This window comes from Megamonas rupellensis DSM 19944 (genome assembly GCF_000378365.1).
GTDB lineage: Bacteria > Bacillota > Negativicutes > Selenomonadales > Selenomonadaceae > Megamonas > Megamonas funiformis.
Genome location: NZ_KB899574.1, coordinates 46,580 through 59,042, shown reverse-complemented (window position 1 = coordinate 59,042; position 12,463 = coordinate 46,580). Strand labels below are relative to the sequence as shown.

At 30.8% G+C, this 12,463-nt stretch carries 11 protein-coding genes; 7 read left to right on the top strand and 4 right to left on the bottom strand.

The features are described 5' to 3' along the window. Positions 1-110 precede the first annotated feature (110 nt). From phnW to F553_RS12575, 3 genes are all read left to right on the top strand, one after another. On the top strand, positions 111-1,205 hold the full coding sequence (gene phnW, locus F553_RS0104900) for a 2-aminoethylphosphonate--pyruvate transaminase (RefSeq protein ID WP_018999228.1): 1,095 nt from the start codon (positions 111-113) through the stop codon (positions 1,203-1,205). A 56-nt stretch (positions 1,206-1,261) separates the two neighbouring features. Beyond that, positions 1,262-2,029 (top strand): phosphonoacetaldehyde hydrolase, encoded by a 768-nt coding sequence (gene phnX, locus F553_RS0104895; protein ID WP_018999227.1) that lies wholly within the window; start codon positions 1,262-1,264, stop codon positions 2,027-2,029. A gap of 199 nt (positions 2,030-2,228) precedes the next feature. After that, on the top strand, positions 2,229-2,402 hold the full coding sequence (locus F553_RS12575) for a hypothetical protein (protein ID WP_018999226.1): 174 nt from the start codon (positions 2,229-2,231) through the stop codon (positions 2,400-2,402). A gap of 31 nt (positions 2,403-2,433) precedes the next feature. Here the strand turns inward: F553_RS12575 and F553_RS0104885 are convergent, their stop codons facing one another. Continuing rightward, positions 2,434-3,219, bottom strand: a complete 786-nt coding sequence (locus F553_RS0104885; RefSeq protein WP_018999225.1) for a tRNA lysidine(34) synthetase — start codon at positions 3,217-3,219, stop codon at positions 2,434-2,436. Between the two features lie 194 nt (positions 3,220-3,413). Between F553_RS0104885 and F553_RS0104880 the strand changes: the two genes are divergently transcribed. Continuing rightward, positions 3,414-5,057, top strand: a complete 1,644-nt coding sequence (locus F553_RS0104880) for a putative manganese-dependent inorganic diphosphatase (protein ID WP_018999224.1) — start codon at positions 3,414-3,416, stop codon at positions 5,055-5,057. 90 nt (positions 5,058-5,147) lie between these two features. On the opposite strand, the gene F553_RS0104875 is transcribed toward F553_RS0104880, so the two are convergent. Beyond that, positions 5,148-5,837, bottom strand: a complete 690-nt coding sequence (locus F553_RS0104875) for an MgtC/SapB family protein (RefSeq protein WP_018999223.1) — start codon at positions 5,835-5,837, stop codon at positions 5,148-5,150. A 206-nt stretch (positions 5,838-6,043) separates the two neighbouring features. Here F553_RS0104875 and pcrA point away from each other — a divergent pair, with 206 nt between their 5' ends. Continuing rightward, positions 6,044-8,329 carry a DNA helicase PcrA gene (gene pcrA, locus F553_RS0104870; RefSeq protein ID WP_018999222.1) on the top strand — a complete coding sequence of 762 codons (2,286 nt, stop codon included), beginning with the start codon at positions 6,044-6,046 and terminating at the stop codon, positions 8,327-8,329. A gap of 103 nt (positions 8,330-8,432) precedes the next feature. On the opposite strand, the gene F553_RS0104865 is transcribed toward pcrA, so the two are convergent. Beyond that, the gene (locus F553_RS0104865; RefSeq protein ID WP_018999221.1) at positions 8,433-8,756 is read right to left on the bottom strand and encodes a hypothetical protein; all 324 of its coding nucleotides are present in this window, start codon (positions 8,754-8,756) and stop codon (positions 8,433-8,435) included. 233 nt (positions 8,757-8,989) lie between these two features. Here F553_RS0104865 and F553_RS12190 point away from each other — a divergent pair, with 233 nt between their 5' ends. Both F553_RS12190 and ligA read left to right on the top strand, forming a co-directional pair. Next, positions 8,990-9,412 carry a MarR family winged helix-turn-helix transcriptional regulator gene (locus F553_RS12190; protein ID WP_018999220.1) on the top strand — a complete coding sequence of 141 codons (423 nt, stop codon included), beginning with the start codon at positions 8,990-8,992 and terminating at the stop codon, positions 9,410-9,412. A 60-nt stretch (positions 9,413-9,472) separates the two neighbouring features. Beyond that, positions 9,473-11,473: an NAD-dependent DNA ligase LigA gene (gene ligA, locus F553_RS0104855; RefSeq protein ID WP_018999219.1), complete on the top strand. Its 2,001-nt coding sequence runs from the start codon at positions 9,473-9,475 to the stop codon at positions 11,471-11,473. A gap of 73 nt (positions 11,474-11,546) precedes the next feature. Here ligA and hslO read toward each other — a convergent pair whose 3' ends face one another. After that, positions 11,547-12,443 (bottom strand): Hsp33 family molecular chaperone HslO, encoded by an 897-nt coding sequence (hslO, locus tag F553_RS0104850; RefSeq protein ID WP_008538392.1) that lies wholly within the window; start codon positions 12,441-12,443, stop codon positions 11,547-11,549. Positions 12,444-12,463 lie beyond the last annotated feature (20 nt).

Genomic DNA, 12,463 nt, shown 5'->3' with positions numbered 1-12,463 from the left:
TAAGAAATTTCTTAATACAAAGAGAAAATCTTTAGTATTAGGAAATTTCTTAATGTAGAGGACAGTTTGATATTTTTAGTTAACATGATTATAAAGAAAGGTGTATAAAAATGAAAAATTATAAATTATTAACTCCAGGGCCACTCACTACTACTGAAACAGTGAAAAAAGAAATGATGTTTGACCATTGCACATGGGACGATGATTACAAAAAAATTACATTATCCATCATTGATGATTTATTAGAATTAGCAGATGTAGATAAAGAAAAATATACAGCAATTCTCATGCAGGGCAGTGGAACTTTTGGTGTAGAATCTGTACTTACTTCTGTTGTTGGCGAAGATGATTGTTTATTAATCTGTGCAAATGGCGCTTATGGTAAACGTATGGCAGAAATTGCTCAACATGCCAAAATAACTTATAAAATGTATTTACAAGATTTTGATAAAATTCCAGATGCAAAAGTTGTAGAAGAATTATTGCAGGAAAATCCACAAATTACACATGTTTCTATAGTTCATAGTGAAACAACTTCTGGTATTTTAAATGATATTGAAGCTGTGGCAAAAGTAGTTAAAGCATATGGAAAAACTTTAATAGTTGATGCTATGTCTAGCTTTGGCGGTGTGGATATTGAAGTTGAAAAATTAGGCATTGATTTTATCATCAGTAGTGCAAATAAATGTATTCAAGGTGTGCCAGGTTTTTCCTTTATCATTTGTAATCGTGAAAAATTAATGCAATCTAAAGGTAAAGCAAGAAGTCTTTCTTTAGATTTATATGAACAATGGGAAACTATGAGCAAAGATGGTAAATGGAGATTTACTTCACCTACACATGTAGTATTAGCATTTGCTCAAGCTATTAAAGAATTAAAAGCAGAAGGCGGTATTGTAGCTAGAAATAAACGTTATAGTGAAAATAATCGCATTCTTATCGAAGAAATGGCAAAACTTGGTATAAAACCATATATTGAAAGCACTCATCAAGGTCCAATCATCACTACATTCTATTATCCAGAAAATAGTAATTTTGATTTTGCTGAAATGTATCAATATATTAAAGACAGAGGATATGCTATTTATCCAGGTAAAGTAACAGATGCACAGACTTTCCGCATTGGTACTATTGGGGAAATTTATCCAGAAGATATGTATAAATTATCTAGCATTATGACAGATTTTCTTAATAGTAAAAAATAATTGTAGTTGAGACTTTAATTTTAGTGGAGATTTAATTAAGTAAGGAGAATTTATTAATGAAATACGAAGGTATTATTTTTGATTGGGCAGGCACTACAGTAGATTATGGTTGTATGGCACCAGTAAGAGCTTTTGATGAAGCTTTTAAATCTTTTGGCATTGAACCTACAATGGAAGAAATTAGAAAACCAATGGGAATGTTAAAAATTGACCATGTAAGAACAATGCTTCAAATGGAACGCATCAATAATTTATGGAAAGAAAAATATAATCGAGATTGGACAGAAGATGACGTACAAAAAATCTATGAAATCAGTGAACGTAAAATCTTTGAAGTTTTAGATAAATATACAGATATAAAACCACATGTATTAGAAACAATTATTGAAATTAGAAATAAAGGCTTAAAAATTGGTTCTACTACAGGCTATACAAGTGATATGATGAAAATCGTAACAGATAGAGCAAAACAGCAAGGATATACTCCTGATTTTTGGATTAGCCCTGATATGGTAAATAGTAAAGGCCGTCCATATCCTTATATGATTTTCCGCAATATGGAAGCTTTAGAATTAATTTCTGTGGATAAAGTATTAAAAGTTGGCGATACTATTGCAGATATTAAAGAAGGCGTTAATGCTGGTATTGATACTGTAGGTATCATCGAAGGCAGTTCTTTGATGGGCTTAAGTCAAGAAGAATATGAAGCACTATCTGAAGATAAGAAAAATGCAATGGATTTAAAAGTAGTATCTGCATATCAAGATGCTGGTGCGAAATATATTATTAGAGATATCAGTGGTTTATTGGATATTTTAAAATAATAGATGAATTTATAAAGGCTGTAATAATTGAACGTGATAGATTATTACAGCCTTTTTTGATGAGTTTTTTAATTAAATTTTATAATTTTAAAATTTAGATTTCACAAAGATTATTTATAATGTAGTTAGTTAAAATAATTTATAAGTATTTTATGGTATTTAAGTTTTTAAACTTATAATGATTGTGAGGGATTATATTATGTTTAAAGGAAGCAAACTATCTGCAATGGATTTGATGGCTAAAAATTTAATGATTATGATAAAATTTATGCAAAATAAAATGAAAGAAATCTTTAAACATAATTTTTATAAGCGTTCTTTAAATAAAAAAGTGCCTCCGGAAAGAAAAATCTCTATGCTTAAATTTGGTTGATAATTTTCCATTTTTAAACATAGAGATTTTTTTATTTTTGTTGATTTTTAAAGAATTGATAATAATAAGGTTTCATTTCTTTGCGATTTTTGATAGGTGGCCATAAATCACCAATAGCTGTTGTACGCATAGCAGCACTTAAATGTTCATATAAAAGAGGATTTTCTTTAGATAATTCTTCAATTAAATTTTTAGCTTTTTGACGCATTGTATTGCCATTGAATGGACATGGTGGAGCACAAGGTTCTTGACCATGAAGTGAGATGGCATTTCTTATTTCTTCTTCACGGAAATAAAGCAATGGTCTGATTACAGTTACATCAGAACGACTTAAATAAGTAGATGGCATGAAAGTCTTTAATTGACCAGAATAAAATAAATTCATGAAGAAAGTTTCTACTGCGTCATCATGATTATGGGCATAGGCTATTTTATTGTAGCCATGTTCTTTGGCATAGCCATTGATTGCACCACGGCGGAAGAAAGCACAGGAATAACAAGCGTTTTTATTATCTTGATTAGCGATAGTTTCAGCGATATTTACTTCATGAATATGGTAAGGCATGTTTAATTTATCGCAGAATTTTTGCATAGCTTCGCAAGAAAAATCTTTAGTAAACATAGGATTTATGGTGATTGCTCCTAGTGTGAAATTTTTCTTTAAAGTATTTTTTAATTCTGTTAAAGCGTATGCCATAAATAGGCTATCTTTGCCACCAGATAGACCGATTAGGATTTTATCATTATCTTCAATTAATTGGAATTCAACAACTGCACGGATTATGCGACTTAAATATTCTTTAGGTAATGGTTGCATAAAAAAATCCTTTCTTATAATAAATATTTGATAAATAATTATATTGTCTTATTTAAATAAATAATAGATAAAAGGTAGGATAAATGAATTATACAAAAGATAATATCTTTTATCAATCATAGCTTTTAAATTTTATGTAATATTGTTATAATAGAAAACAAAGCTATTAATTTGTAATGGAGGTTTTTCAACCTATGAGTGAACAAAAAGTAATTTATGCTATTGGTCATAGAAATCCAGATACAGACTCCATCTGTTCTGCAATAGCATATGCAAATTTAAAACGCAATATGGGCTGTGAAAATGTTGTACCAGCTCGTGCAGGTAGCGTAAACAAAGAAACTAAATATGCTTTAGAATATTTCGGTGTAGAAGCTCCTCAGCTTGTAAGTGATATTTATCCAAGAGTTAAAGATATTGCTGTTAAAGTACAAAAATCTGTAAAAGCAACAGATAATCTTCGTACTTTAGGTATGGCTATGAAAGAATGCAATCTTCGTTCTATACCTGTAGTTGATGATGAAAATAAATTAATTGGTATGGCTAGCGTTAGCGATTTAGCAAAAGCTTATTTCCAAGAAATTACATTAGATAGCGTATCTGCTTCTGGTGCTTGCATCAATGATATTGCTAATGTTATTGATGCTGATGTTTTAGTTGCTGGCAATAACGAAGGCAAAATCAATGGCGAAATCAAAGTAGCTGCTGCTTGCATGGAAAAAGTTGCAGAAAGCATCAAAGCTGGCGATGTAGTAATCATCGGCAATAGACCAGAATCTGCATTTATTAAATGCATTGATTTAAAAGTTGCTTGTGTAATCATCACAGGAAATACAACTATTTCTGATGAAGTAGTTGCTAAAGCAAAAGCTGAAAATGTAATGATTTTATCTACAGCATTGGACACTTATAGCACAGCTCGTCTTATCAGCCAATGTGCACCAATTTCTAGCATTATGACTACAGATGTAATATCTTTCAAACCATCTGATATGTTAAGTGATATCAAAGGTGTATTAGAAGCAAATGAATACCGCAATTATCCAGTAGTAGAAAATGGTAAATTAGTTGGTATCGTAAATAAAGATAAATTCATGATGCCTGAAAAACAACAGATTATTTTAACAGACCACAATGAATTAGCTCAAGCTGTTGAAGGTATTGAATCTGGAAAAATTATCGAAGTTGTTGACCATCATCGTTTCGGCGGATTACAAACAAGCGATCCTATTTTTATCAATGTTCGCCCAGTTGGTTGTACTTGTACAATCGTAACTAATATGTATCAACAATATGGCGTGGAAATTCCAAAAGAAATTGCAGGTCTTTTAATGTCTGCTATTATTTCTGATACAGTATTATTCAAATCCCCAACTTGCACACAAACAGATAAAGATGCTGTAGAATATTTAGCAAAAATCGCTGGTGTAGATTATAAAGAATATGGTATGGCAATGCTCAAAGCTGGTGCAGATATCGGCGATATGACTCCTGCTCAAATCGTTAAAAATGACTCCAAAGAATTCCAGATTGGTAACTATCCAATGCTCATCAGCCAGTTATCCGTTATGGATACAGACCAAGTAATGGCTATGCAAGATGAAATCTTAGCTGAAATGGCTCGTGTATGCACTGCAGAAGGTTATGCAATGTCTATCGTTATCGTTACTGATATCATCAACGAAGGTAGCTATTTACTCTTCAGTGGCGAACCTAAAAACTTAATCGGTGAAGCATTCAAACAAGATGCAAGCAAATCTGTTATGTATTTACCAGGCGTAATGTCCCGTAAAAAACAGATTATTCCACCACTTTCTGAAGCTGTAAAAAAACTTTAATAGATAAAATTTTATAGATGATAATATTAAAAATGCTGAAATAATATTTTTATTTCAGCATTTTTTTTATGAATAGAATTTAATTAGTACTTAATTTTGTAAAGACTCCCATTTAGCAGCGATGACTTTATCATTTTTTAAGCAATTAGATATTAATTTTTTTACAGCAATAATTGGTTGTTTATTGAAACATAAATATTCAGCTTTAATGTGGACATTATTATGAGATATATCTGTACTATTTAAACTTATAAGATAGAATTTTTCTTGTTTAGTGTCGTTTACTAGATAGGAACGAATAGAAAATTCTTCACTTTCCTTACAAGTGATATTTATGCAAAATGAATGTCTATTTTCTGTATAGACAGTATTTAAAGGATATACTTTAGGTGCTATAGAGCGAGAAATAATATTGGCAATAACTAAAATAATGGTGGCAATGGTAGAGAGTATAAGTTCATTTGCGCCAACAAAAACACCTATGGCAGCACTGCACCATAAAGTAGCACCTGTATTTAATCCTTTTACGTTACCTTTTTCTTTAAAAATAACGCTACTACATAAAAAACCCACACCAGAAATAATATAACTTTCTATACGAGCTGTTTCTGAAACTAAATTGATGATTGAAGGTAGTTGTATGAATAAGCAACTGCCAAAACAGATTAAAATATTAGTGCGAATACCTGCTAAATGACCTGTTAATTGTCGTTCAAGACCAATTATAAAACCAAGAGTGATGGAAAATGAAAGTTGTAAAATAAAATCAAATATATACATAAAAATCTCCTTAAATAATAAGATTTCATGTAAATTTTAATATAAATTAAAAAAGAAAAATATGATTTAAATCTGATTAATTTCTAATTTTTTGTTTAGATTTTAATTTTTTATAACTAATAATATATATTTTGACATCTAATCTAATATTTTAGATAATAGAATGAGTAATTTTTTATTTTGTTTTTATTTGGGAGGATTTTCTTTTGAATATATATGATGGTTTAAATCCAGCACAAGCTCAGGCTGTAGCTCATACAGAAGGGCCTCTTCTTATTATGGCAGGCGCTGGTTCGGGAAAAACGAAAGTATTGACTTGTAGAATAGCTAATTTATTAGATAAAGGAGTATCTCCATATAATATCTTAGCAATAACATTTACTAATAAAGCTGCAACAGAAATGCGTGAACGTGTGGATAGAATGATTGGTGAGAAAGCAAAATATGTTTGGCTCAGCACATTTCATTCATTTTGTGCTAAATTTTTGCGTTTTGAAATCGAAGCTTTAGGCATTTATAAGAAAAATTTTGTCATTTATGATACACAAGATGCTTTGACTTTAATAAAAAATTGTTTAAAAGAATTAAATCTTGATGAAAAACAATATGCACCATATGCAGTACAGTCAGCTATTTCCAATGCTAAAAATATGATGACAACTCCACAAGAGTATACACAATCAGCAAGTGATTTTTTTGCTAAAAAAATTGCAGAAATTTACACTATGTATCAAGCAAAATTAATTGAAAATAATGCTTTAGATTTTGATGATTTATTAATGCTTGCAGTTAAAGTTTTAAAAGAACATGAAGATATAAAAATGAAATATCAACAGCGTTTCCAATATATTTTAGTTGATGAGTATCAAGATACAAATGGAGCACAATATCAATTGACTTCACTTTTAGCTGGAATGTATCGCAATCTTTGCGTCGTAGGTGATGCAGACCAATCTATTTATGGCTGGCGTGGTGCTGATATTAGAAATATCATGGATTTTGAAAAAGATTATCCAGAAGCTACAGTCATAAAATTGGAACAAAATTATCGTTCAACAAAAACTATTTTGAATGCTGCTAATATGGTTATTGAACATAATCTTGACCGTAAACCTAAAAAACTATGGACGAATAATCCTCAAGGTGAAAAAATAATTCACTATACGGCAAGTGATGAACGTGATGAAGCTAGATTTATCACAGAAGAAGCTGTAAAACAAAAAACATTATTCAATGTATCTTATGGAGATATGACAGTATTATATCGTACAAATGCTCAATCTCGTGCATTAGAAGAAGGTTTCATGAAAGCTGGCGTTCCTTATACTATGGTTGGCGGATTGAAATTCTATGATAGAAAAGAAATTAAAGATATTTTAGCTTATTTGAGAGTTATTTATAATCCAGAAGATACAATAAGTTTAATGCGTATAATCAATGTGCCTAAGCGTTCATTAGGTGCTGTAACTATGAATAAATTAGCTGAATTTGCTGATATGTACAATATGACTTTATTTGATGCTATATCTGCTCCAGAAACGGCACCAATTACACCAAAAGCAAAACAATCTTTGGCTAATTTTGCTGAATTTATCTTAGAAATGTTGAATAATTCAGTGGTATTATCAGTTCATGATTTAATTGAACAAGTGATGCATAAATCTGGATATATTGCTGAATTGGAAAAAGAAAATACAGTCGAAAATCAGACTCGTTTAGAAAATATCAAAGAATTATTGAGTGTAGCGAAAGATTTTGAAAAGACAAATGAAGAACCAACTTTGGAAAACTTTTTAAGTACAGTGTCTTTAGTCTCTGATATTGATAATGCAGATATGGAAGACGAGAGAGTTACACTCATGACTATGCATTCAGCTAAAGGGCTAGAATTTCCAGTGGTATTTTTAGCTGGCATGGAAGAAGGATTATTTCCACATGCTAGAACTTTGATGAATGAAACTGAAATTGAAGAAGAACGTCGTACTTGTTATGTAGGTATAACTAGAGCTGAGCGAAAATTATATATTACAAATGCAAAAGCTCGTATGATTTATGGCAAAACATTATCGTATGAACCTTCACGATTTATCAGTGAAATTCCTGCGGAATATCTAGAAGAACGTGAAGCAAAAAATAAATTTGGCTTTGGCATGGGCAGTATGAATAATTATGGCTCAGGATATAGTCAAAGTGGTAGAAATAATTTTGGTGGAAGTATTTTAGGTAATAATAATTCTACAGGTAGACCAAATTCACTTTTAGGTGGAGGTTTTGCGCAAAAAGCGCAAACAGTTAAGCCAGCAGGTAATGTAATTCGTCCAGATTTATCCATAAAATGGAAAGTTGGTGATAAGGCTAAACATAATAAATGGGGAATTGGTACAATTGTATCTGTAAAAGGAACAGGTGAAGAAGTAGAATTAAAAATAGCTTTTCCAGGTCAAGGCATAAAAGCTTTAATGCAAAAATATGCTCCTATCAGTAAAGTATAAATAAAAAGATTGCTTTAATTGTGAAATACAGTTAAAGCAATCTTTTTTATTGGGGATAATTGAAGTTTTGGGGATATATCAAATAAAGTAAATATTATTAAAATTACCAGAATGGTACAAAAGTATCGATTTCTTCATCAGGAAGATTAGTAGCAGGGACAGCTGTGATATTTTGAGAATCTGTACTGCGATTCATATCAATTTTTGTGTTGATTATTTCGTCAGAAAGATTAGTAGCAGGAATAGCAGTAATATTTTGGGAATCAATACTGCGACTCATATCGATTGTTGTATTGATTGTTGCTTCTGGAAGATTAGTAGCGGGAACTACTGTTTTAGGGGAACCACTAGCAAAACATAAAGAGCTAGAAAATGCTAAAAGACAAGCGCAACTAAAACCGAGAGTGAATTTTTTTAAATTTAACATAATAAAACCTTCTTTTCTTAATTATATAGTATACTATTATATAAAAATTATCTTGTATTATATGATTATATTTAATATAATTTAAATATACATAGCTAACTATGTAATAAATAATAGCGCAATAAAAATTTTTTGTCAATAGTTTTTATAGATATTTTAGTTTATGTTGAGAGTGAAATTTTGATATAATATATATTATTATTGAGTTATTTTTTTCTTTTGAGGTGAGAGCAGTGTTAGTACCAGATACTATGCGATTAGGGCAATTAATATATGAAATAAATAAAAAAATGATAGCCAGACAAAATAATAATTTAGCCAGTTTAGGTGTAACTGTACAACAGGCATTAGTTATTGCTTATTTAGATAAATCTAAAGATAAAAAAGTTACACAAAGAATGATTGAAATTGGACTAAATAATACAAATCCAACTGTTACGAATATCATAAAAAGTATGATGAGCAAAAATTTAATATACAAAATTCAAGATAAGGTAGATAAGAGAAAGTATTATTTATATTTGACACCACTTGGCTTAAGTATTGCCTCAGAATGTGCAAAAAGAATGGAAGCAACAGATATAGCAGCTTATAAAAATTTAACAGAAGAAGAACTAAAGACGCTAAGAGTATTGTTAGAAAAAGTAGAATTTTAAGAGAAAAGACCAGTTACTTATATGGTAACTGGCCTATTTATATGTATTGTGGGTGAAATAATGGAAGATATAAAAAAACAAATAGATGAATTAAAGAAAAAAATCTTATATCATAATGATTTATATTACAATCAAGATAATCCAGAAATAGAAGATGCTCAATATGATGAATTGATGCGACAATTAAAAAAGTTAGAAGCTGAAAATCCAGAATTAATAACAAAAGATTCACCAACGCAAAGAGTAGGCGGGGTGGCAAAACGTGAAGCTGGTGTTCTTGTAAAACATGATGTGCCAATGCTTAGCTTGCAAGATGTATTTTCTGCTGAAGAAGTGGAAACTTTTGTAGATAATATGCAAAAAGAATTAGATAATCCAGAATTTGTAGTAGAAGAAAAAATAGATGGTTTGTCTTTAGCACTTCGTTATGTAGATGGTGAATTGAAATTAGCTGTTACTCGTGGTGATGGTGTTGTACAAGGTGAAGATGTAACAGCTAATGCTATGCAGATAAAAGATATTAAGAAAAAACTAAAAGAAAAATTGCCTTATTTTGAAGTTCGTGGAGAAGTATATATGACGCGAGAAGCTTTTTCCTTAGTGAATGAAAAACAAGAATTATTGGGGAAAAGATTATTTGCTAATCCTCGAAATTGTGCAGCAGGTACACTTCGCCAATTAGACAGCAAAATCACTAAAGAACGCAATTTATCCATGTTTATTTTTAATTTGCAAAAGGTAGAAGGTATAGAATTAAAATCGCATACACAGGCATATGACTTTATGCACAAACAAGGAATGAAGATTATACATTCATATAAAGTATGCAAAACTAAAGAAGAAGTTTTACAAGCTATAGAAGAAATTGGAAATCGCCGTGGAGATTTGGATTATGATATTGATGGAGCAGTTGTAAAAATAAATGATTTTGCACAAAGAGAAAAATTAGGGGCAACATCTAAAGTTCCTAAATGGGCAATAGCTTATAAATATCCACCAGAAGAAAAAGAAACTAAATTATTAAATATAGAATTATCCGTAGGTCGTACAGGAAGAATTACACCGACAGCAGTATTTGAACCAGTTTGGCTCTGTGGAACAAAAGTAGAAAGAGCTACATTGCACAATCAAGATTTTATTGATGATTTGGATATACGCATTGGCGATACAATAAAAGTATATAAATCAGGGGAAATTATTCCGAAAGTTCGTTGTGTAATCAAAGAAAAACGACCTCAAAATAGCAAGCCTTTTATCATTGGCGATACTTGCCCTGTATGTAATGCTCATACTATTCGCGATGATAAAGCAGATATTCGCTGTAGTAATCCACATTGCCCAGCACAGATTGAACGTTGGATAATAAATTTTGTCGGTCGAGATGCTATGGATATCAAAGGTTTTGGCATGATGTATATAAAAACTTTGATTGAAAATGGATATTTAAAAGATCCAGCAGATATATATTATTTACACAATTATCGCGATGAATTAATAGCAAAAGGATTGATTGGCAAGGAAAAAAATACTGATAAACTTTTAAATGCAATCGAAAAAAGTAAGCAAAATGCACCATGGAGATTGCTTACAGGACTGGGCATTTTGAATATAGGTAAATCAGCAAGTCGTTCCTTGATAAATCATTTTTATTCTTTTGATGATATAGCTAAAGCTACAGAAGAAGAGATAAAACAAGTAGTAGATATTGGAGAAATAAGTGCAAAACTTGTATATGAATTTTTCCATGATGAAGAAAATATTGCTTTATTAAATAAATTAAAAGAAGCAAATGTCAATATGGCAGAGGAAAAGACAGAAAAAACATCTGATAAATTCCAAGGTTTGACTTTCGTATTGACAGGAACATTAGAAACCATGGGCAGAAGTGAAGCTAGTGAAATTATTCAATCTCTAGGCGGAAAAGCTTCTGGTTCTGTATCGAAAAAAACATCTTATGTAATTGCAGGGGCAAATGCAGGCAGTAAACTTACAAAAGCTGAAAGTTTAGGTGTAAAAATAATTACTGAACAAGAATTTTTAGCAATGATTAAAGAAAATTAATTTATAAAAGAAAAGCATTTTAAAATGGATTGAGTAATAATTCCATTTTAAAATGCTTTTTTATTGATATTATTTAATTATTAGCTTTATTGTCTTTTAATTTTTGAGATACATTGTAAATAGCAGTGAGTTCATCTTTATTGAATTGATATTTTTCACCACAGAAATGACAGCAAACTTCAGCATGACCATCATCAACTAGAGATTTTAAATCATGTTCATTTAAGCTGATGAGTACATCTTCAATACGTTCTTTGGAGCATTGGCATTTAAATGCTAAATCTGTAGTAGTTAAATAATCAACTTTATCAAAACCTTGCAATAGTTCAGCAATAATACCACGAGCATCTAAACCATCTTTTACCATGGTAGAAACTGGGCGAATTTTAGCGAGGTTATTTTCTAATTTTGTAAGTGTTTCTTCTGTAGCATCTGGTAATAATTGAAGGATAAAACCACCAGCTGCAGCTACTTTTAAATCAGGATTTACAAGAACACCTAAGCCTACACTAGAAGGAGTTTGTTCAGAAGTATAGAGATAATTTGTGAGGTCTTCAGCAATTTCTCCAGAAACGATTTCACAGCTACCAGTAATAGGGTCTTTAAGACCAGTGAAACGAGTTACGGATAAAATACCTTGACCGACACCACCGCCTACATCTAATTTACCTTTTTCATTGAGTGGTAAATTAACATGAGGATTGGCGATATAACCACGTACAAATCCTTCAGGATTAGCATCAGCAACAACAGAGCCTAATGGGCCGTTACCATTAAATTTTATAGTGATACATTCTTTATTTTTAAGGTTTGCTGCCATTAGTAAAGCACCTGTCATAGTACGACCAAGAGCAGCAGCAGCTACAGGATAACATTCATGACGAGATACAGCTTCATTTACAAGGTTAGTTGTAATAGCAGCATGAACACGAACACCATCAGCGACAGCTTTTACTAAATGATCTTTCATTATATTCCTCCGAAATAGTA

What these genes read in the sequence shown, in the direction of transcription:
- phnW (WP_018999228.1), top strand. Translation starts at nt 111, where the DNA reads ATGAAAAATTATAAATTATTAACTCCAGGGCCACTCACTACTACTGAA.
- phnX (WP_018999227.1), top strand. Translation starts at nt 1,262, where the DNA reads ATGAAATACGAAGGTATTATTTTTGATTGGGCAGGCACTACAGTAGAT.
- F553_RS12575 (WP_018999226.1), top strand. Translation starts at nt 2,229, where the DNA reads ATGTTTAAAGGAAGCAAACTATCTGCAATGGATTTGATGGCTAAAAAT.
- F553_RS0104885 (WP_018999225.1), bottom strand. Translation starts at nt 3,219, where the DNA reads ATGCAACCATTACCTAAAGAATATTTAAGTCGCATAATCCGTGCAGTT.
- F553_RS0104880 (WP_018999224.1), top strand. Translation starts at nt 3,414, where the DNA reads ATGAGTGAACAAAAAGTAATTTATGCTATTGGTCATAGAAATCCAGAT.
- F553_RS0104875 (WP_018999223.1), bottom strand. Translation starts at nt 5,837, where the DNA reads ATGTATATATTTGATTTTATTTTACAACTTTCATTTTCCATCACTCTT.
- F553_RS0104865 (WP_018999221.1), bottom strand. Translation starts at nt 8,756, where the DNA reads ATGTTAAATTTAAAAAAATTCACTCTCGGTTTTAGTTGCGCTTGTCTT.
- ligA (WP_018999219.1), top strand. Translation starts at nt 9,473, where the DNA reads ATGGAAGATATAAAAAAACAAATAGATGAATTAAAGAAAAAAATCTTA.
- hslO (WP_008538392.1), bottom strand. Translation starts at nt 12,443, where the DNA reads ATGAAAGATCATTTAGTAAAAGCTGTCGCTGATGGTGTTCGTGTTCAT.